An 18,989-nucleotide genomic window follows, 5' to 3' on the forward strand; every position below is an offset into this window, starting at 1 on the left:
GCCAAATGTTACAACCTAAGCGTACGAAGTTCCGCAAGCAGATGACAGGCCACAACCGTGGCTTGGCATTGCGCGGTAGCAAAGTCAGCTTCGGCGAATATGCGCTGAAGTCTGTTGCTCGTGGTCGTCTCACCGCTCGTCAGATCGAATCAGCGCGTCGTGCACTGACCCGTCACGTTAAGCGTGGCGGTAAGATCTGGATCCGTGTATTCCCGGACAAGCCTGTAACCAAAAAGCCACTCGAAGTTCGGATGGGTAAAGGTAAGGGTAACGTGGAATATTGGGTTGCCCAGATTCAGCCAGGCAAAGTCCTGTATGAAATCGAGGGTGTTACTGAAGAGCTGGCGCGTGAGGCTTTCGCCCTGGCTGCTGCAAAGCTGCCGCTCGCCACCTCCTTTGTTAAACGGACGGTGATGTGATGAAAGCGAATGAACTTCGTGAAAAATCCGCACAGCAGCTGAACGAGCAACTGCTCGGCTTGCTGCGCGACCAGTTCAATCTGCGCATGCAGAAAGCAACTGGCCAGTTGGGGCAGTCGCATCTGCTCTCGCAAGTTAAGCGTGACATCGCTCGCGTGAAGACTGTGCTCAAACAGCAGGCAGGTAAGTAATCATGGCTGAAGCCGAAAAAACTGTCCGTACGCTGACTGGCCGTGTTGTCAGCGACAAGATGGACAAGACCATCACCGTACTGATCGAGCGTCGCGTTAAGCACCCGATCTACGGTAAATATGTTAAGCGTTCGACTAAGCTGCACGCGCACGACGAAACCAATCAGTGCCACATCGGCGACAAGGTCACTATTCGTGAAACTCGTCCGCTGGCCAAGACCAAGTCTTGGGCATTGGTTGATATTCTCGAACGCGCTGTGGAAGTCTAAGGACTAGGGGTCGGAGAAATTATATGATTCAGACTCAATCCATGCTCGATGTGGCCGATAACAGCGGCGCACGCCGCGTTATGTGCATCAAGGTGCTGGGTGGCTCCCATCGTCGTTACGCTGGTATCGGTGACATCATCAAAGTTACCGTGAAGGAAGCAATTCCTCGCGGTAAAGTGAAAAAAGGCCAAGTGATGACTGCTGTTGTAGTCCGCACTCGTCACGGCGTACGTCGTGCTGATGGCTCCATTATCCGCTTTGATGGCAACGCTGCTGTTCTTCTGAACAACAAGCAAGAGCCGATCGGCACCCGTATCTTTGGGCCAGTGACCCGTGAACTTCGTACTGAGAAGTTCATGAAGATCGTCTCGCTCGCCCCAGAAGTGCTGTAAGGAGATCCGACATGCAAAAGATTCGTCGTGACGACGAGATCATCGTGATCGCCGGCAAAGACAAAGGTAAGCGCGGTAAGGTGCTTAAGGTTCTCGCTAACAACCGTTTGGTTATTGGCGGTCTGAACCTGGTTAAGCGTCATACCAAGCCTAACCCTATGTCGGGCGTGCAAGGCGGTATCGTCGAAAAAGAAGCTCCACTGGACGCTTCTAACGTCGCCATCTTCAACGGCGAAACCAACAAGGCTGACCGCGTTGGTTTCAAAGTAGAAGAAGGCAAGAAAATTCGTGTCTTCAAGTCGACCCAAAAAGCGGTTGATGCTTGAACACTGCTAGGTAGATAAGACCATGGCACGACTAAAAGAGATTTACCGGAAGGAAATCGCTCCGAAACTTAAGGAAGAACTTAAGCTTTCGAACGTGATGGAAGTTCCGCGCGTTACCAAAATCACCCTGAACATGGGTTTGGGCGAAGCGATCGGTGATAAGAAAATCATCGAGCACGCTGTAGCTGATTTGGAAAAGATCACGGGTCAAAAATGTGTTGTGACCTACGCTCGCAAGTCCATCGCAGGCTTTAAAGTTCGCGAAGGCTGGCCGATCGGCGTTAAAGTTACTCTGCGCCGTGAGCGTATGTACGAATTCCTGGATCGTCTGCTGTCGATCTCCCTGCCTCGGGTACGCGACTTCCGCGGCCTGAATGCCAAGTCCTTCGATGGTCGTGGTAACTACAGCATGGGCGTGAAAGAGCAGATCATCTTCCCGGAAATCGACTACGACAAGATCGATGCCCTTCGCGGTCTGGACATTACCCTGACCACCACTGCTCGGACAGATGATGAAGGTCGCGCCTTGTTGCGTGCTTTCAAATTCCCGTTCCGCAACTGATTGGAGTAGGAAAATGGCCAAGATGAGCATGAAAAACCGCGAGCTGAAGCGTCAGCTCACGGTTGCCAAGTTCGCCAAGAAGCGTGCAGCACTGAAAGCCATCATTGTGGATCTGAACGCAAGTCCAGAAGCACGTTGGGAAGCTCAGGTAGCTCTGCAGAAGCAGCCACGTGACGCAAGCGCTGCGCGCATGCGTAACCGCTGCCGCCTGACTGGTCGTCCGCATGGTGTTTACCGCAAGTTCGGCCTTGGCCGTAACAAATTGCGTGAAGCAGCAATGCGCGGTGACGTACCAGGTCTGGTTAAAGCCAGCTGGTAAGGCGTACAGGCAAAGTTGTCACTGTCAGGATCGCAAGATCCTGACAGTCGGTGACCTTGAATATGAATCAAGCCCCTATTGGGGCTTGATTCATTTCTGGCGTGTGTCTAGAATGACCGGCTCGCCTGAGCCCGTGCTTTTTAAGCATTGAGTCACTCGGCGACAGATGTAGCCGCGAGGCTAATTATTTTTGTAACAGGAGCGTCTAGCCCATGAGTATGCAGGACCCGTTAGCGGACATGCTAACTCGAATCCGTAATGCCCAGATGGCTGAAAAGTCCGTCGTAAGCATGCCATCTTCCACGTTGAAGGTAGCTGTAGCCAAAGTTCTCAAAGACGAAGGTTACATCGCGGATTATCAGATCAGCAGCGAAATCAAACCACTGCTGTCTATCGAGCTGAAATACTTCGAAGGCCGTTCGGTTATCGAAGAAGTGAAGCGCGTTAGCCGTCCAGGCCTGCGTCAGTACAAGTCCTCCGAAGATCTGCCGAAAGTTCGTGGCGGTCTTGGTGTGTCTATCGTCTCCACCAGCAAAGGTGTGATGACGGATCGTGCTGCGCGCGCTGCCGGTGTCGGCGGCGAAGTTCTTTGCACTGTGTTCTAAGGGGGGATAAGCATGTCACGCGTCGCTAAGAACCCCGTTAAGCTGCCAGCTGGTGTCGAAGTAAAATTCGCCGGCCAACAGCTTTCGGTGAAGGGTGCCAAGGGCACTCTAGAACTGAACATCCATTCGTCCGTTGAGATCGTTGAAGAAGCTGGTGAGCTGCGTTTCGCTGCTCGCAATGGCGATCAACAAACTCGCGCAATGGCTGGTACCACTCGTGCGTTGGTAAACAACATGGTCCAAGGCGTAAGCCAAGGCTTCGAGCGCAAGCTCCAGCTGGTCGGTGTTGGTTACAAAGCGCAAGCAAAAGGCACAGTGCTGAACCTGGCTCTTGGCTTCTCGCACCCAGTGGATTACGAACTGCCGGAAGGCATCACCGCTGAGACTCCTAGCCAAACCGATATCCTGATCCGGGGTATTGATAAGCAGCTGGTAGGTCAGGTGGCCGCTGAGATCCGCGGTTTCCGTCCGCCAGAGCCTTATAAAGGTAAGGGTGTACGTTACGCGGACGAAGTCGTCCGTCGTAAAGAAGCCAAGAAGAAGTAGGGCATAGCAAATGACCGACAAAAAAGTTACTCGCCTGCGTCGCGCTCGCAAAGCACGTCTGAAAATGCACGAACTCGAAGTCGTGCGTCTCTGCGTGTTCCGCTCGTCGCAGCATATATACGCCCAGGTCATCTCGGCCGACGGCAGCAAAGTCCTGGCAAGTGCCTCGACTTTGGACAAAGAACTGCGTGATGCTGCTACTGGCAACATCGACGCGGCCACAAAGGTTGGCCAGCTGGTCGCTACGCGTGCAAAAGCCGCTGGCGTCTCGCAGGTGGCTTTCGACCGCTCTGGCTTCAAGTACCACGGCCGCGTGAAAGCGCTGGCTGAGGCTGCTCGTGAAGCTGGGCTGGAGTTCTAAGTTATGTCAAATAACGACCAAAAGCGCGACGAAGGCTACATTGAGAAGCTGGTTCAAGTTAACCGCGTAGCCAAAACCGTTAAAGGCGGCCGTATCTTCACTTTCACCGCGTTGACCGTGGTTGGTGATGGTAAAGGGCGCGTTGGCTTCGGCCGTGGCAAGTCACGTGAAGTGCCTGCTGCGATCCAGAAGGCAATGGAAGCTGCTCGCCGCAACATGATCCAAGTTGACCTGAACGGCACAACTCTGCAGTACGCAATGAAGTCCGCTCATGGCGCTTCGAAGGTGTACATGCAGCCTGCTTCTGAAGGTACCGGTATCATCGCTGGCGGCGCTATGCGTGCTGTCCTCGAAGTTGCTGGCGTTCAGAACGTTCTGGCCAAGTGCTACGGCTCGACTAACCCGGTAAACGTGGTTCACGCCACTTTCAAGGGTTTGAAGGCTATGCAGTCTCCTGAGTCTATTGCCGCTAAGCGTGGCAAAAGCGTTAAGGAGATCTTCTGATCATGGCTACCGTTAAAGTAACGCTGATCAAAAGCATGACCGGCCGCATCCCTAATCACAAACTGTGCATTAAGGGTCTGGGTCTGCGTCGCATCGGTCACACTGTAGAAGTACTTGATACTCCCGAGAATCGCGGGATGATCAACAAGGCTTACTACATGCTGCGTGTAGAGGGTTAATCGATGAAACTCAATGATCTGAGTCCAGCGCCGGGTTCCCGTCGCGAAAAGCATCGTCCGGGCCGTGGTATCGGTAGCGGTTTGGGTAAGACTGGTGGCCGTGGTCACAAAGGTCAGTCCTCCCGTTCCGGTGGCACAATTGCTCCAGGCTTTGAAGGCGGTCAACAGCCGCTGCATCGCCGTCTGCCTAAGTTCGGTTTCGTTTCCCTGAAAGCCATGGATCGCGCAGAAGTGCGTTTGTCCGAGCTGGCTAAAGTGGAAGGCGACATCGTTACTGTGCAGACCCTGAAAGATGCCAACGTGATCAACGTCAACGTACTGCGTGTGAAAATCATGCTGTCCGGTGAAGTTACTCGCGCTGTCACAATCGGCAAGGGAATCGGCGCCACCAAAGGTGCGCGTTCGGCTATCGAAGCAGCTGGCGGCAAGTTCGAGGAATAAATGGCTAAGCAAGGTGCTCTCTCAGCGCTCAGCAAAGGCGGGTTATCCGAGCTCTGGGCTCGTCTGCGTTTTCTATTCCTGGCGATTATCGTCTACCGAATAGGCGCACACATCCCAGTTCCAGGTATTAACCCGGACCGGTTGGCGGACCTGTTTCGACAGAATGAGGGGACCATTCTTAGCTTGTTCAACATGTTTTCCGGCGGCGCGCTGGAGCGGATGAGTATTTTTGCGCTGGGGATCATGCCGTACATTTCGGCATCGATCATCATGCAGCTTATGTCCGCTGTCAGCCCGCAGCTGGAGCAGTTGAAGAAGGAAGGTGAAGCTGGTCGTCGCAAGATAAGCCAGTACACCCGCTACCTCACTGTCGCTCTTGCTCTTGTTCAGGCTATTGGCATGTCCATAGGTCTGGCAGGGCAAGGCGTAGCGTTCACTGGTGACCTGGGCTTCCATTTCGTTGCAGTAACCACTTTTGTGGCTGGTGCAATGTTCATGATGTGGCTGGGTGAGCAGATTACTGAGCGTGGTGTTGGCAACGGTATCTCGATGTTGATTTTTTCGGGTATCGTCGCCGGTCTTCCGAGAGCAATTGGGCAGTCTTTCGAGTCTGCGCGTCAGGGCGATATCAATATCTTCGCTCTGGTTGCTATCGGTTTGCTGGCAGTAGCGATTATCGGTTTCGTGGTGTTCATTGAGCGTGGTCAGCGTCGTATTGCTGTTCACTACGCCAAGCGTCAGCAGGGCCGCAAGGTGTTTGCTGCGCAGACTAGCCACCTACCGCTGAAAGTGAATATGGCCGGTGTTATTCCGGCTATTTTTGCGAGCAGCATTTTGCTGTTCCCGGCTTCGCTGGGTGCCTGGTTCGGTCAGTCTGAAGGTATGGGCTGGTTGCAGGACATCTCGCAGTCGATCGCTCCTGGTCAGCCGTTGAATATTCTGCTGTTTAGTGCAGGGATTATTTTCTTCTGCTTCTTCTATACGGCGTTGATGTTCAATCCGAAAGACGTAGCGGAAAACCTGAAGAAGTCCGGTGCCTTTATTCCGGGTATCCGTCCAGGTGAGCAGTCGGCGCGCTATATTGATGGCGTTTTGACTCGTTTGACTCTGTTCGGTGCTCTTTATATGACGGCCGTATGTCTGTTGCCCCAGTTCCTGGTGGTTGCGGCAAACGTTCCGTTCTACCTTGGCGGGACCTCGTTGCTGATCGTGGTCGTGGTTGTTATGGACTTCATGTCCCAAGTACAATCGCACCTCGTTTCGCACCAGTACGAATCCCTGATGAAGAAAGCCAACCTGAAGGGCTACGGCAGCGGCATGCTTCGCTGAAGTACCCATAAGGTGAGAGGAGTTGGTGATGAAAGTTCGTGCATCGGTGAAAAAGCTGTGCCGCAACTGCAAGATTATTCGCCGCGAAGGTGTTGTTCGGGTAATTTGCAGCGCGGAACCACGTCACAAACAGCGCCAAGGCTGAGTGTGATCTGTTTGAAGCCCAGCAGCTAGTGCGCTGCTGGGTTGATTATTTGTTATTACAGCGATATTATCTCGCGCCCTATTTCTTGGCTTCCGGGGCGTAGGTAGCTGTCAATTGGAGTCCCACTGAATGGCCCGTATTGCAGGCGTTAACATTCCAGATAACAAGCACACTGTTATCTCGCTGACCTACATCTTTGGTGTTGGTCGCACTACTGCGCAGAAAATTTGCGCAGAGACTGGGGTAAACCCAGCCGCTAAGATCAAAGATCTGAGCGACGAGCAGATTGAGTTGCTGCGTGGCGAAGTGGCAAAGTTCACCACTGAAGGTGACCTGCGTCGTGAAGTCAACATGAAAATCAAACGCTTGATGGATTTGGGCTGCTACCGCGGTCTGCGCCATCGTCGTGGTCTTCCAGTACGCGGTCAGCGTACCAAGACCAACGCGCGTACTCGCAAAGGTCCGCGTAAGCCGATCCGCAAGTAATCGCACCAGCGAATCGACAGGAATTTAGTCATGGCAAAACCTGCTGCTCGTCCTCGTAAAAAAGTCAAAAAGACAGTGGTTGATGGCATCGCCCACATCCACGCGTCTTTCAACAACACAATCGTGACCATCACCGACCGTCAGGGTAACGCGCTTTCTTGGGCTACCTCCGGTGGTTCGGGTTTCCGCGGTTCTCGCAAGTCCACCCCGTTCGCTGCTCAAGTAGCTGCTGAACGTGCTGGTCAAGCTGCGCTGGAATATGGCCTGAAAAACCTTGACGTTAACGTTAAAGGTCCAGGTCCAGGTCGTGAGTCCGCTGTCCGTGCTTTGAACGGCTGTGGCTATAAGATCGCCAGCATCACCGACGTGACGCCAATCCCGCACAACGGGTGCCGTCCGCCGAAGAAGCGCCGCGTGTAATCCAGGAGACTGTAAAGAATGGCTCGTTACATTGGTCCAAAATGCAAACTGGCACGTCGTGAAGGCACCGATCTCTTCTTGAAGAGTGGTGTGCGCGCTATCGAATCGAAGTGCAATATTGAAGCTGCTCCAGGCATCCACGGCCAACGCCGCGGTCGCCAATCCGACTACGGCACCCAACTGCGTGAAAAGCAGAAGGTCCGTCGTATCTACGGCGTTCTCGAGCGTCAGTTCAGCGGCTACTACAAACAAGCTGCTGGCAAGAAAGGTGCAACTGGCGAAAACCTGTTGCAACTGCTCGAATGCCGCCTGGATAACGTCGTATACCGTATGGGTTTCGGTTCTACTCGTGCCGAATCCCGTCAGTTGGTATCGCACAAGTCGATCAGCGTAAACGGTCAGACCGTTAACGTTCCGTCTTACCAGGTACGTGCTGGTGACGTGGTCGCTATCCGCGAGAAAGCAAAGAACCAGCTTCGCATTGTCCAAGCTCTCGATCTGTGTGCCCAACGTGGCCGCGTAGAATGGGTAGAAGTAGACACTGAGAAGAAGTCGGGCGTTTTCAAGAACGTTCCTGCTCGCAGTGATCTGTCCGCCGACATCAACGAAAGCCTGATTGTCGAGCTCTACTCCAAGTAAGGGCTAGAAAATAGGTGCATCCATGCAGATTTCGGTAAATGAGTTCCTGACACCTCGCCATATTGATGTGCAAGTTGTCAGTCCAACCCGCGCTAAAATCACACTCGAGCCTCTCGAGCGTGGTTTTGGCCACACCCTGGGCAACGCGCTGCGACGCATCCTGTTGTCCTCAATGCCAGGCTGTGCAGTAGTCGAGGCCGAGATTGATGGTGTGCTCCACGAGTACAGCGCCATCGAAGGTGTACAGGAAGACGTAATTGAAATCCTGTTGAACCTTAAAGGTCTGGCTATCAAGCTGCACGGCCGTGACGAAGTTACGCTGACCTTGTCGAAGAAGGGTTCGGGGGTGGTTACCGCTGCCGATATTCAGCTGGATCATGATGTCGAGATCGTTAATCCCGATCACGTAATCGCCAACCTGGCGTCTAACGGCGCCTTGAACATGAAGCTCACTGTAGCTCGTGGTCGTGGTTATGAACCAGCAGACTCGCGTCAGAGCGATGAAGACGAAAGCCGCAGCATTGGTCGCTTGCAGCTTGACTCTTCGTTCAGCCCGGTTCGCCGTATCGCATACGTGGTGGAAAACGCCCGTGTCGAACAGCGTACTAACCTGGACAAGCTGGTTATTGATCTGGAGACCAACGGTACACTGGATCCTGAAGAGGCTATTCGTCGTGCTGCAACCATCCTGCAACAGCAGTTGGCTGCATTCGTCGACCTCAAAGGTGACAGCGAACCAGTGGTTATCGAACAGGAAGACGAGATCGATCCGATCCTGCTTCGTCCGGTTGACGATCTGGAACTGACCGTGCGTTCGGCCAACTGCCTTAAGGCGGAGAACATTTACTACATCGGTGACCTGATTCAGCGCACCGAAGTAGAACTGTTGAAGACTCCGAACCTGGGCAAGAAATCCTTGACTGAAATCAAGGACGTTCTGGCCTCCCGTGGTCTGTCCCTCGGCATGCGCCTCGACAACTGGCCGCCTGCAAGTCTTAAGAAGGACGACAAGGCGACTGCCTGATCGTCGTAATCACCGAACGTTGTGTTTGGTAAGGAATGAACCATGCGTCATCGTAAAAGTGGTCGTCACCTGAGCCGCACTAGCTCCCACCGCAAGGCTATGTTTCAAAACATGGCAGTGTCGTTGTTTGAGCACGAGCTGATCAAAACGACTCTGCCGAAAGCCAAAGAATTGCGTCGCGTTGCTGAGCCGCTGATTACTCTGGCCAAGAATGATTGTCTGGCTAACCGCCGTCTGGCATTCGACCGTACGCGTTCGAAAGCCATCGTTGGTAAGCTGTTCAACGATCTGGGCAAGCGTTATGCAACTCGTGAGGGTGGCTACCTGCGCATCCTCAAGTGCGGTTTCCGTGCTGGCGACAACGCGCCTATGGCGTACGTCGAGTTGGTTGATCGTCCAGTTGGCGGTGAAGCTGTATCCGCTGAGTAAGACGTCAGTCTCTACAAAGAACCGGGCCTAGTGCCCGGTTTTTTGTGTCTGATTAATTATTATTTTCTATTGATCGCGATCAATTAATGAATTTGCCCGCGTAGAGTTCATGGTCAATACTCCTCCTCAGCCGATTAGCCGGCAGTACAAAGACTTACTGAGGAAGCAAAAGCATGAGCCAGACCAAAACGCTTACGACCGCCAGCGGCGCTCCAGTTGCTGACAACCAGAATTCTCGTTCTGCTGGCCCCCGTGGCCCATTGTTGCTCGATGATTTTCATCTGATCGAAAAGCTTGCTCACTTCAACCGTGAAAACATTCCGGAGCGTCGTGTCCACGCCAAGGGTTCGGGTGCACATGGCACCTTCACGCTGACCCGTGACATGGCTCAACTCAGCAGCGCCAAGCTGTTCGATACCGTAGGCAAGCAAACCCCGACCTTTCTGCGTTTCTCTACCGTAGGCGGCGAGCGCGGCTCGGCAGACACTGCCCGTGATCCACGTGGTTTTGCCCTCAAGTTCTATACCGAAGAAGGCAACTGGGACATCGTGGGTAACAACACCCCGGTATTCTTCATTCGTGATCCGTTGAAGTTTCCTGACTTTATCCACACCCAAAAACGCCTTCCGCAGAGCAATCTGAAAAGTGCACAGATGATGTGGGATTTCTGGTCGCATTCCCCTGAATCCCTGCACCAGGTCACCATCCTGTTTTCCGATCGTGGCATCCCGGATGGCTATCGCCACATGCACGGGTTCGGCAGCCACACCTACAGCCTGATCAATGCGGCCGGTGAGCGTCACTGGGTCAAATGGCACTATAAAACCATGCAAGGCATCAAGAACCTGCCGCCAGCGGAAGCCGAGCGTCTTGCAGGCAGTGATCCGGACTACGCGCAGCGTGATCTGTTTGATGCAATCGAGCGGGGCGACTTCCCGAAATGGCGCGTATGCATGCAAGTCATGACTGAAGCCCAGGCTGCGGCCCACTACGAAAACCCGTTTGACGTGACCAAAACCTGGTCGCAGAAAGAGTTCCCGCTGATTGAAATTGGCGAGCTGGAGTTGAATCGCAATCCGCTTAACTACTTTGCCGAGGTGGAGCAGGCTGCATTTGGTCCAAGCAACATGGTTCCGGGTGTCGGTCTGTCGCCAGATCGCATGCTGCAAGGCCGTGTGTTCGCTTACGCGGATGCCCATCGTTACCGTATAGGCACCAACCACCAGCACTTGCCGATCAACGCTGCGCGGGTGCCTGTGCATAACTACCAGCGCGATGGCTCGATGGCTTTTGGCAACAACGGTGGCGCTGCACCCAACTATGAACCCAACAGCTATGCCGATGCACCCAAGCAGGCGCCGCAGTATGCAGAGCCGCCTTTGGCCCTGAGTGGCGCGGCCGATCGTTACGATCATCGGGTTGACAGCGATTACTACAGCCATGCCGGTGCGCTGTTCCGTCTGATGAATGACCAGCAGAAAACCCTGCTGATAAACAATATTGCAGGCGCCATGGACGGGGTTACGCCAGATGTTGTGCAGCGTCAGCTGCAGCATTTCTACAACGCCGATCAGGCTTACGGTGACGGTGTTGCCAAAGCACTGGGTGTAAAGGCTAAGTAAGTCTAAGTGAGAAGCAGAACCGCCCTCAATTGGGCGGTTTTTGCGTTATTTAGCTCTGTTTTCTCTACAAATGCAGGATTTTATAGCGATTGAGTCGTGACCTCCCGGTCAGCTTGGTTCAAACTACAGTCTTTCAAGCAGGGAGATGTGCGGCGATGCAAGGGCACCCGGACGTAATCGATTATCTCAACACGTTGCTCACCGGCGAGCTGGCTGCACGTGACCAATACTTTGTCCATTCCCGTATGTACGAGGACTGGGGCTTTGCCAAGCTGTACGAACGTATCAACCACGAAATGGAAGAAGAGGCACAACACGCTGATGCGTTGATGCGCCGGATTCTGATGCTCGAAGGCACTCCGCGCATGCGCCCGGATGATCTGGATGTCGGTACCACAGTGCCTGAGATGTTTGCTGCCGACTTGCGTCTTGAGTACAAGGTTCGTGCAGCGCTCTGTAAGGGCATCGCTCTGTGCGAGCAGCACAAGGACTATGTGAGTCGCGACATGTTGCGCATTCAGCTGGCAGACACTGAAGAAGATCACACCTACTGGCTGGAAAAGCAGTTGGGCCTGATCAAGGCCATCGGCCTGCAGAACTACCTGCAATCGCAGTTTTGACCGACCTCGATCTGTAGGCGCGCACTTGCCCGCGAGCCGTTAAAAGATTGCGAGCAGAAGTCTGACCCATGAAAAAGCCCCTGCCACTTCACAATGGCAGGGGCTTTTTCATGCCCGGGATTTAATCCCTGTCGCGGATCAGCAGCGGCTTCAAATAGAAGCCTGTATGGGATTGCGCCATCTCAGCCACGTCTTCCGGTGTGCCGACCGCTATGATCTGCCCACCTTTGGAGCCGCCTTCTGGCCCAAGATCCACCAGCCAGTCAGCAGTCTTGATGACGTCCAGGTTGTGTTCGATCACCACCACCGTATTGCCGTGGTCTCGTAGTCGATGCAGCACATCCAGCAATTGCTGGATGTCAGCAAAGTGCAGGCCTGTTGTAGGTTCATCGAGGATATACAGGGTCTTGCCGGTATCGCGCTTGGACAGCTCGCGGGACAGTTTGACCCGTTGCGCCTCGCCGCCTGACAGCGTCGTGGCGGACTGCCCCAGCTTGATGTACGACAGACCTACATCCATCAGTGTCTGCAGCTTGCGCGCCAGCGCAGGCACCGCGTCGAAGAACACACGGGCTTCTTCGATCGTCATCTCCAGCACTTCGTGAATGCTCTTGCCCTTGTATTTGATTTCAAGGGTTTCACGGTTGTAGCGCTTGCTCTTGCACACGTCACAAGGAACATAGATGTCGGGCAGAAAGTGCATTTCCACCTTGATCAGGCCATCGCCCTGACATGCCTCGCAGCGTCCGCCCTTCACGTTGAAGGAGAAACGCCCTGGCCCGTAGCCCCGGGAGCGGGATTCCGGTACGCCGGAAAACAACTCGCGGATAGGCGTGAACAGCCCGGTGTACGTTGCCGGGTTGGAACGAGGGGTACGACCGATCGGGCTCTGGTCGATATCGACCACCTTGTCCAGATGCTCAAGGCCTTTGATGCTGTCGTGCGCCGCGGCCTCCAGGGTGGTCGCGCCATTCAGGGCGGTAGCACTGAGCGGGTAGAGCGTGTTGTTGATCAGCGTCGACTTGCCCGAACCCGAAACCCCGGTCACACAGGTCAGCAGCCCCAGAGGGATTTCCAGATCCACGTTGCGCAAGTTGTTGCCGCGGGCGCCCTTGAGCGACAGCGTCATCTTCTTGTTACGCGGCGTACGCTTGGCCGGCACGGGAATTTTCACACGGCCCGACAGGTACTTGCCGGTCAGCGAATCCGGATGCGCCATCACCTCGGCAGGCGTGCCTTGGGCAACGATGTGTCCGCCATGCACCCCGGCGCCCGGGCCGATATCAACCACATAGTCCGCCAGACGAATCGCATCCTCGTCATGCTCCACCACAATCACTGTGTTGCCGATGTCGCGCAGATGCTTGAGGGTGCCGAGCAGGCGATCGTTATCGCGCTGATGCAGACCGATGGAGGGTTCGTCGAGGATGTACAGCACCCCGACCAGACCTGCGCCGATCTGGCTGGCCAGACGGATACGTTGCGCCTCACCGCCAGACAGGGTGTCAGCACTGCGATCCAGCGACAGATAGTCCAGGCCCACGTTCACCAAAAACTGCAGGCGTTCGCGAATTTCCTTGAGGATCTTGTCGGCGATTTCCCCGCGGCGCCCGGTCAGGCTCAGGGTGCTGAAATACTCGGTTGCATCCCCGATCGGCATATTGGTCACGGCCGGCAGGGTTTTCTCGCCGACCCAGACGTGACGGGCTTCGCGACGCAGGCGGGTACCGCGGCAATCCGGGCAAGACTGAGTGCTCAGGAACTTGGCCAGCTCTTCGCGCACAGTGGCCGATTCGGTTTCGCGATAGCGGCGCTCCAGGTTGGGCACGATGCCTTCAAACGGGTGCGAGCGCTTGACGATATCGCCCCGATCATTCAGATAGCGGAAATCAACGTTATGGGTGCCGCTGCCATACAAAATGACTTTTTGCTTGTCGGCCGGCAGTTCACCGAAGGGCACTTCCAGACTGAAGTCGTAATGCTTGGCCAGCGCCCCGAGCATCTGGAAGTAATAAACGTTACGCCGGTCCCAGCCGCGTATGGCGCCTTCGGCCAGCGTCAGCTCGCCATTGACCAGGCGTTTGATATCGAAAAACTGCTTGACCCCCAAACCGTCACAGGTCGGACACGCCCCGGCAGGGTTGTTGAAGGAAAACAGTTTGGGCTCAAGTTCGCTGATGGCATGGCCGCAGATCGGGCAGGCGAAGCGCGCGGAGAAGATCATCTCTTCGCCCGGCTCGTCGTCCATAGGTGCAACCAGAGCAATGCCGTCGGCCAGCTTCAGCGCGGTCTCGAATGACTCGGCCAGGCGCTGTTGCAGGTCAGGGCGAACCTTGAAGCGGTCAACCACTACATCAATAGTGTGCTTCTTCTGCTTGTCGAGCTTGGGCAGCTCGTCCAGTTCGCAGAGTCTGCCATTGACCCGGGCCCGCACGAAACCTTGAGCGCGCAGCTCTTCAAAAACCGAAAGGTGTTCACCTTTGCGCTCGCGAATCACGGGGGCCAGGAGCATCAGCTTGCTGCCTTCCGGCTGCGCCAGTACCAGGTCGACCATTTGGCTGACGGTTTGGGCTTCAAGCGGGATGTCGTGATCGGGGCAGCGGGGGATGCCTACGCGGGCATATAGCAGGCGCAGGTAATCATAAATTTCGGTGATGGTGCCGACAGTGGAGCGCGGGTTATGCGATGTTGATTTCTGCTCGATGGATATCGCCGGTGACAGACCTTCGATGGTATCGACGTCAGGCTTTTCCATCATCGACAAGAACTGCCGGGCATAGGCCGACAGCGACTCGACATAACGGCGTTGGCCTTCAGCGTACAGCGTATCAAACGCCAGGGATGATTTGCCGGAGCCAGACAGTCCGGTGATGACGATCAGCTTGTCCCTGGGCAGGGTCAGGTCGATGTTCTTCAGGTTGTGGGTTCGTGCCCCACGTATCAGGATCTTGTCCACTGCGGCCTCGCTTGGCGGGCATAACGTAAACGAATGAGTATACGGATCTGTACGAAAGCTGTGCAGGCTCTTAATGGCATGTTGGTATTAATGAGCCTTTATAACTTTTACGTGACAAAGCGTCGCGCCTCTCTCGTGTGTGTGCTGTTACTCGATGGGACTGGTAGAATCGCCGCCGGTTCACATGAGGTTATTCCATGCACGATCCCCACAGCGACCGCATGAGTGGTAGCGAGACCCGGGCAGCAAGCGGTCTGGCCCTTGTGTTCGCCTTCCGTATGCTTGGCATGTTTATGGTGTTGCCGGTTCTGGCGACCTATGGGATGGACCTCGCCGGTGCGACGCCAGCCCTGATCGGCCTGGCCATAGGCGCATACGGCCTGACTCAGGCAATTTTTCAGATTCCTTTCGGGGTTATTTCTGACCGTATTGGTCGGCGTCCGGTTATTTACCTTGGGTTGATCGTCTTCGCCCTCGGTAGTGTGCTGGCAGCCAACTCGGACTCGATCTGGGGCGTCATTGCCGGTCGGATCCTGCAGGGTGCAGGCGCAATCTCTGCCGCCGTAATGGCGTTGCTTTCAGACCTCACTCGCGAACAGCACCGCACCAAAGCCATGGCCATGATCGGCATGACCATTGGCTTGTCGTTTGCGGTGGCGATGGTCGTAGGCCCGTTGTTAACCCGGGCCTTCGGGTTGTCGGGCCTGTTCCTGGCCACCGGCGGCATGGCGCTGGTCGGGATCGTCATCGTCATGTTCATGGTGCCGCGCTCAACCGGTACCTTGCAGCATCGCGAGTCGGGGGTTGCCAGGCAGGCATTGCTGCCGACCTTGCGGCACCCTGACCTGCTGCGTCTGGACCTGGGAATTTTCGTACTGCACGCCATGCTGATGTCGAGTTTCATCGCATTGCCGCTGGCGCTGGTCGAAAAAGCCGGCCTGCCCAAAGAGCAACATTGGTGGGTGTACCTGACTGCCTTGCTGATTTCTTTCTTCGCCATGATTCCGTTCATCATCTACGGCGAAAAGAAACGCAAAATGAAACGAGTTTTACTCGGCGCCGTCGTGACGTTGATGCTCACTGAGCTATTCTTCTGGAAGTTCGGCGACAGCTTGCGGGCGTTGGTGATAGGTACCGTGGTGTTTTTCACCGCGTTCAACCTGCTCGAAGCTTCATTGCCTTCGTTGATCAGCAAGGTATCTCCGGCGGGTGGCAAGGGTACGGCGATGGGGGTTTATTCCACCAGCCAGTTCCTCGGTTCGGCACTGGGCGGCATACTCGGCGGCTGGTTATTTCAGCATGGCGGTTTGTCGGTTGTGTTCCTTGGATGCGCAGGTCTGGCTGCACTCTGGCTGGTCTTTGCTGTTACCATGCGTGAACCGCCTTATGTGACAAGCTTGCGCTTGCCGCTATCGCCTGAAGCGCTTCGCGAAGCAGGTCTGGCCGAGCGTTTAAAGGCTGTTACAGGCGTTACAGATGCAGTGGTGGTAGCACAAGAGGCTGCCATTTATATCAAATTGGACACCGAACTATTGGATCGCGCGACACTCGAGCAGTTGGTTAACCCAGCGCCGACGTGCGAAGCCTAGGAGAACGTTATGGCCCGTGGGGTTAACAAAGTTATATTGGTCGGCACGTGCGGCCAGGATCCCGAAGTTCGCTACTTGCCTAACGGTAATGCCGTGACCAACCTGAGTCTGGCAACCAGCGAACAGTGGACCGACAAGCAAACCGGCCAGAAAGTCGAAAAGACTGAATGGCACCGTGTATCGATGTTCGGCAAGGTTGCCGAGATCGCTGGCGAATACCTGCGCAAGGGTTCGCAGGTGTACATCGAAGGCAAGCTGCAAACCCGTGAGTGGGAAAAAGACGGTATCAAGCGTTACACCACCGAAATCGTGGTCGACATGCAAGGCACCATGCAACTGCTGGGCGGCCGTCCGCAGGGCGACCAACAAAACCAGGGCGGTGGTAACAACTACCAGCCACAGCAGTCTGCACCGCGTCAGCAGGCTCAACGCCCTGCGCCGCAGCAGCAACAGCCTCAACAGCAGCAGTCGCGCCCAGCGCCGCAGCAGCAGGCACCTCAACCTGCACCGGACTTCGACAGCTTTGATGACGATATCCCGTTCTGAGAATTACCTGAGACATTAATGTAAAAAATCTGCTGAAAAGCCCCTCCTTAGGGGCTTTTTTTATGGTTTTCGCCGTAAAGTTTTTATCCTTGATTTGCTGGTTTTCAAGATTGTGCACTACCTTGAGAAATGTAAAGTTTTCAAGGAGCGATCCTGATGACATTAGCGACTAGACACCTTCAGTTTCGACAAGGCGAGCGGCACAAGCTGTTGGTCAATGCGCAGACCGGCATTCCCCTGTACTACCCCTCTCTGTTTATCACCACCCAGGTCCGTGCCGTCGGTGCCTCGGTATCGACCGTGCAGGCATCGTTGACGGCACTCAAAGTGCTGTATGCCTGGCAGACGGATCAAGGCATAAATCTTGAAGTGTTGTTCTCGTCAGGATGTAGTGGTCAACTAATCCCGGACACGACGTTAAGTTTTTTCTCGGCCTGAGCCGGTGGCAGCCCACCATTAAATTGGTGCGGTCGAATCCAGTTGTACCGGTGCATCAAAAAATAGCTGATATCCCGCTGAGCTTGTTGGACTGTCGCGTAGCCCATGGTCGGTATCCACTCAGTTTTCAGGCTCCTGAACACCCGCTCCATCGGCGCATTATCCCAACAATTTCCTCGCCGGCTCATGCTCTGACGCATGCGATATCGCCAAAGGCGCTGGCGAAAACTCCGGCTTCCATATTGCGAGCCCTGGTCGGAGTGGAACAGCAAAACCTGAGGCTTCCCTCGCTGCTCGTAAGCCATGTCCAAGGCCTTGATGACCAAGTCGGCATCCGGCTTTCCCGACAACGCCCAACCCACAACACGGCGGGCAAAAAGATCTAGCACAACCGCCAGATACTGCCATTTCCCTTGAGCCCAGATGTAAGTGATATCGCCACACCAGACGTGGTCAGGAGCGAGCACATCAAACTCTCGGTTCAAAATATTAGGGATGTCGGGCCGCTCGACCGTCGCCTTTTTGTAAGCATGCGATCCCGGTTGTTTGCTGACAAACTCCAGCTCGCGCATCAGGCTGCGTACCTTGAATCGCCCGATCTGCTCGCCGTCGTCCTGCATCATGGCCATGATGCTACGGCTACCGGGAGCACTGCGGCCTTGGGTGAACAACTCGCTCACCCGACTGCGCAATCGAAGGCGTTCTACATCCGGTGTGCGGCGCCTGAGACGCCGAGCGTAGTAGCACGAGCGGGTCACTTCAAACACCTTGCACAGCCAATCAACCGGCTCGTGGATGCTCAACTGGTCAATCAGCGCGAACGCTCGAGATCTTCCGACATCAAGAGCGCGGTGGCCTTTTTTAAGATCGATTTTTCCCGCTCAAGGCGAGTAATTCGGGCTTCCAGCTCTTGGATTTTCTGCTGCTCCGGGGTCAGCGCTTTGCTCTGCGGGGTGACGCCCATGCGTTCTTGCTGCACCTGGTCGACCCATCGGCGCAAAGCCGACTCGCCGACACCAAGCGAGCGGCTGGCCTCAATGAAGCTGTAATCCTGCTTGAGAACGAGGTCGGCAGCCTCGCGTTTGAATTCAGGGGAAAAGGTACGGCGTTGTTTGGTCATCTGACACCTCGTTCTGGCGAGCATTCTCGCCTAAATGAGTGTCCGGTTTCATTAGACCACTACAACCACCGTCCTGAAGGCACTGTACAAAGCACTCGACACAACGGGTCGTCCTCGGTATCAGATGGCTCTGTCAGGTCGAGCGACGGCACGGATGATTGAAGCCACCAGTGGCGATGCAACTACAATTGCTGGCTTTTTGAGGAAGGTGACGGATAAGGAAATGGGGGCGGCGCCAATCATCGTCGTGGATGAGGCCTCGATGCTTGATCTCATGACCTTCTATCGCCTGGTACAGAAGCTATGGGCGGTTCGCAGATGGACATCTCATACGGACGTCCGACATTCGCTTTGCGCGTAAGGAGGGAAGATTTTGGGTGCTGACTGAACGAGCCCCATGAAAGACAGGACACCGTTCCCCCCTTAAGATAAGGGATAGGCAAACGGGTATGTTTATGACTAACAGCAACGATAAGGGTGGCGAGCTGCTCGGCCAGGAACGCCGACGCCGC

The 18,989-nt window shown here is 55.0% G+C and carries 27 protein-coding genes and 1 pseudogene; 26 read left to right on the forward strand and 2 right to left on the reverse strand.

Annotated features, from left to right (window positions below; all coding sequences use genetic code 11):
* Positions 1 to 5 precede the first annotated feature (5 nt).
* The 22 genes from rplP (at position 6) to bfr (ending at position 11,828) form a co-directional block, all read left to right on the forward strand.
* Positions 6 to 419 (forward strand): 50S ribosomal protein L16, encoded by a 414-nt coding sequence (gene rplP / locus EQV90_RS19755; RefSeq protein WP_003444372.1) that lies wholly within the window; start codon positions 6 to 8, stop codon positions 417 to 419.
* Complete coding sequence (rpmC, locus tag EQV90_RS19760; RefSeq protein ID WP_003444371.1) at positions 419 to 610, forward strand: 50S ribosomal protein L29; 192 nt, start codon at positions 419 to 421, stop codon at positions 608 to 610. Before rplP ends, rpmC begins: the two co-directional genes overlap by 1 nt.
* 2 nt (positions 611 to 612) lie before the next feature.
* Positions 613 to 879 (forward strand): 30S ribosomal protein S17, encoded by a 267-nt coding sequence (gene rpsQ, locus EQV90_RS19765; RefSeq protein WP_003444370.1) that lies wholly within the window; start codon positions 613 to 615, stop codon positions 877 to 879.
* Positions 880 to 902: 23 nt separating this feature from the next.
* Positions 903 to 1,271 carry a 50S ribosomal protein L14 gene (rplN, locus tag EQV90_RS19770; protein WP_002555479.1) on the forward strand — a complete coding sequence of 123 codons (369 nt, stop codon included), beginning with the start codon at positions 903 to 905 and terminating at the stop codon, positions 1,269 to 1,271.
* An 11-nt stretch (positions 1,272 to 1,282) separates the two neighbouring features.
* Positions 1,283 to 1,597, forward strand: coding sequence for a 50S ribosomal protein L24 (rplX, locus tag EQV90_RS19775; protein WP_003444369.1), 315 nt, complete (start codon positions 1,283 to 1,285; stop codon positions 1,595 to 1,597).
* A 22-nt stretch (positions 1,598 to 1,619) separates the two neighbouring features.
* Entirely contained in the window at positions 1,620 to 2,159 is a 540-nt protein-coding gene (gene rplE, locus EQV90_RS19780) for a 50S ribosomal protein L5 (RefSeq protein ID WP_003444368.1), read from the forward strand.
* A 13-nt stretch (positions 2,160 to 2,172) separates the two neighbouring features.
* Positions 2,173 to 2,478, forward strand: a complete 306-nt coding sequence (gene rpsN, locus EQV90_RS19785) for a 30S ribosomal protein S14 (RefSeq protein WP_003444367.1) — start codon at positions 2,173 to 2,175, stop codon at positions 2,476 to 2,478.
* Positions 2,479 to 2,690: 212 nt separating this feature from the next.
* The gene (rpsH, locus tag EQV90_RS19790; protein ID WP_003444366.1) at positions 2,691 to 3,083 is read left to right on the forward strand and encodes a 30S ribosomal protein S8; all 393 of its coding nucleotides are present in this window, start codon (positions 2,691 to 2,693) and stop codon (positions 3,081 to 3,083) included.
* Positions 3,084 to 3,095: 12 nt separating this feature from the next.
* Positions 3,096 to 3,629 (forward strand): 50S ribosomal protein L6, encoded by a 534-nt coding sequence (gene rplF / locus EQV90_RS19795; protein WP_003444365.1) that lies wholly within the window; start codon positions 3,096 to 3,098, stop codon positions 3,627 to 3,629.
* A gap of 10 nt (positions 3,630 to 3,639) precedes the next feature.
* Complete coding sequence (gene rplR / locus EQV90_RS19800) at positions 3,640 to 3,990, forward strand: 50S ribosomal protein L18 (RefSeq protein ID WP_003444364.1); 351 nt, start codon at positions 3,640 to 3,642, stop codon at positions 3,988 to 3,990.
* Between the two features lie 3 nt (positions 3,991 to 3,993).
* Positions 3,994 to 4,494 (forward strand): 30S ribosomal protein S5, encoded by a 501-nt coding sequence (rpsE, locus tag EQV90_RS19805; RefSeq protein WP_003186035.1) that lies wholly within the window; start codon positions 3,994 to 3,996, stop codon positions 4,492 to 4,494.
* 2 nt (positions 4,495 to 4,496) lie between these two features.
* Positions 4,497 to 4,673 carry a 50S ribosomal protein L30 gene (gene rpmD, locus EQV90_RS19810; protein ID WP_003444363.1) on the forward strand — a complete coding sequence of 59 codons (177 nt, stop codon included), beginning with the start codon at positions 4,497 to 4,499 and terminating at the stop codon, positions 4,671 to 4,673.
* Between the two features lie 3 nt (positions 4,674 to 4,676).
* Positions 4,677 to 5,114 (forward strand): 50S ribosomal protein L15, encoded by a 438-nt coding sequence (gene rplO / locus EQV90_RS19815; protein WP_003444362.1) that lies wholly within the window; start codon positions 4,677 to 4,679, stop codon positions 5,112 to 5,114.
* The gene (gene secY / locus EQV90_RS19820) at positions 5,115 to 6,443 is read left to right on the forward strand and encodes a preprotein translocase subunit SecY (protein ID WP_003444361.1); all 1,329 of its coding nucleotides are present in this window, start codon (positions 5,115 to 5,117) and stop codon (positions 6,441 to 6,443) included.
* Positions 6,444 to 6,471: 28 nt separating this feature from the next.
* Positions 6,472 to 6,588, forward strand: a complete 117-nt coding sequence (gene rpmJ / locus EQV90_RS19825; RefSeq protein WP_002555468.1) for a 50S ribosomal protein L36 — start codon at positions 6,472 to 6,474, stop codon at positions 6,586 to 6,588.
* Between the two features lie 129 nt (positions 6,589 to 6,717).
* Entirely contained in the window at positions 6,718 to 7,074 is a 357-nt protein-coding gene (rpsM, locus tag EQV90_RS19830; RefSeq protein WP_003444360.1) for a 30S ribosomal protein S13, read from the forward strand.
* 30 nt (positions 7,075 to 7,104) lie between these two features.
* Positions 7,105 to 7,494: a 30S ribosomal protein S11 gene (gene rpsK, locus EQV90_RS19835; RefSeq protein WP_002555466.1), complete on the forward strand. Its 390-nt coding sequence runs from the start codon at positions 7,105 to 7,107 to the stop codon at positions 7,492 to 7,494.
* Positions 7,495 to 7,512: 18 nt separating this feature from the next.
* Entirely contained in the window at positions 7,513 to 8,133 is a 621-nt protein-coding gene (gene rpsD / locus EQV90_RS19840; protein ID WP_003444359.1) for a 30S ribosomal protein S4, read from the forward strand.
* Positions 8,134 to 8,155: 22 nt separating this feature from the next.
* Complete coding sequence (rpoA, locus tag EQV90_RS19845) at positions 8,156 to 9,157, forward strand: DNA-directed RNA polymerase subunit alpha (RefSeq protein ID WP_003176403.1); 1,002 nt, start codon at positions 8,156 to 8,158, stop codon at positions 9,155 to 9,157.
* Between the two features lie 42 nt (positions 9,158 to 9,199).
* Complete coding sequence (gene rplQ / locus EQV90_RS19850) at positions 9,200 to 9,586, forward strand: 50S ribosomal protein L17 (protein ID WP_003444357.1); 387 nt, start codon at positions 9,200 to 9,202, stop codon at positions 9,584 to 9,586.
* Positions 9,587 to 9,759: 173 nt separating this feature from the next.
* Positions 9,760 to 11,208 carry a catalase gene (locus EQV90_RS19855; protein ID WP_003444355.1) on the forward strand — a complete coding sequence of 483 codons (1,449 nt, stop codon included), beginning with the start codon at positions 9,760 to 9,762 and terminating at the stop codon, positions 11,206 to 11,208.
* 155 nt (positions 11,209 to 11,363) lie between these two features.
* On the forward strand, positions 11,364 to 11,828 hold the full coding sequence (gene bfr / locus EQV90_RS19860; protein ID WP_003444336.1) for a bacterioferritin: 465 nt from the start codon (positions 11,364 to 11,366) through the stop codon (positions 11,826 to 11,828).
* A 121-nt stretch (positions 11,829 to 11,949) separates the two neighbouring features.
* Here bfr and uvrA read toward each other — a convergent pair whose 3' ends face one another.
* Positions 11,950 to 14,784, reverse strand: a complete 2,835-nt coding sequence (uvrA, locus tag EQV90_RS19865; protein WP_003444334.1) for an excinuclease ABC subunit UvrA — start codon at positions 14,782 to 14,784, stop codon at positions 11,950 to 11,952.
* A 197-nt stretch (positions 14,785 to 14,981) separates the two neighbouring features.
* Between uvrA and EQV90_RS19870 the strand changes: the two genes are divergently transcribed.
* The 3 genes from EQV90_RS19870 to EQV90_RS19880 all read left to right on the forward strand — a co-directional run bounded on the left by EQV90_RS19870 (position 14,982) and on the right by EQV90_RS19880 (position 17,357).
* Positions 14,982 to 16,373, forward strand: coding sequence for an MFS transporter (locus tag EQV90_RS19870; RefSeq protein WP_003444333.1), 1,392 nt, complete (start codon positions 14,982 to 14,984; stop codon positions 16,371 to 16,373).
* Positions 16,374 to 16,382: 9 nt separating this feature from the next.
* Positions 16,383 to 16,919, forward strand: a complete 537-nt coding sequence (locus EQV90_RS19875; protein WP_003444330.1) for a single-stranded DNA-binding protein — start codon at positions 16,383 to 16,385, stop codon at positions 16,917 to 16,919.
* A 156-nt stretch (positions 16,920 to 17,075) separates the two neighbouring features.
* Positions 17,076 to 17,357 (forward strand): hypothetical protein, encoded by a 282-nt coding sequence (locus EQV90_RS19880; RefSeq protein ID WP_240878565.1) that lies wholly within the window; start codon positions 17,076 to 17,078, stop codon positions 17,355 to 17,357.
* On the opposite strand, the gene EQV90_RS19885 is transcribed toward EQV90_RS19880, so the two are convergent.
* Positions 17,315 to 18,477 (reverse strand): IS3 family transposase gene (locus EQV90_RS19885; RefSeq protein WP_240878566.1). Its coding sequence is split into 2 segments (ribosomal slippage): positions 17,315 to 18,225 and positions 18,225 to 18,477, totalling 1,164 coding nucleotides; the frame shifts between segments, so codons are not numbered across the junction. The genes EQV90_RS19880 and EQV90_RS19885 overlap by 43 nt on opposite strands.
* Before the next feature lie 124 nt (positions 18,478 to 18,601).
* Between EQV90_RS19885 and EQV90_RS19890 the strand changes: the two are divergent.
* Positions 18,602 to 18,721, forward strand: a pseudogene (locus EQV90_RS19890) (hypothetical protein); the annotation flags it as partial.
* Positions 18,722 to 18,989: the final 268 nt, after the last annotated feature.

Source organism: Pseudomonas sp. TMW22089 (genome assembly GCF_022496645.1).
GTDB lineage: Bacteria > Pseudomonadota > Gammaproteobacteria > Pseudomonadales > Pseudomonadaceae > Aquipseudomonas > Aquipseudomonas paraversuta.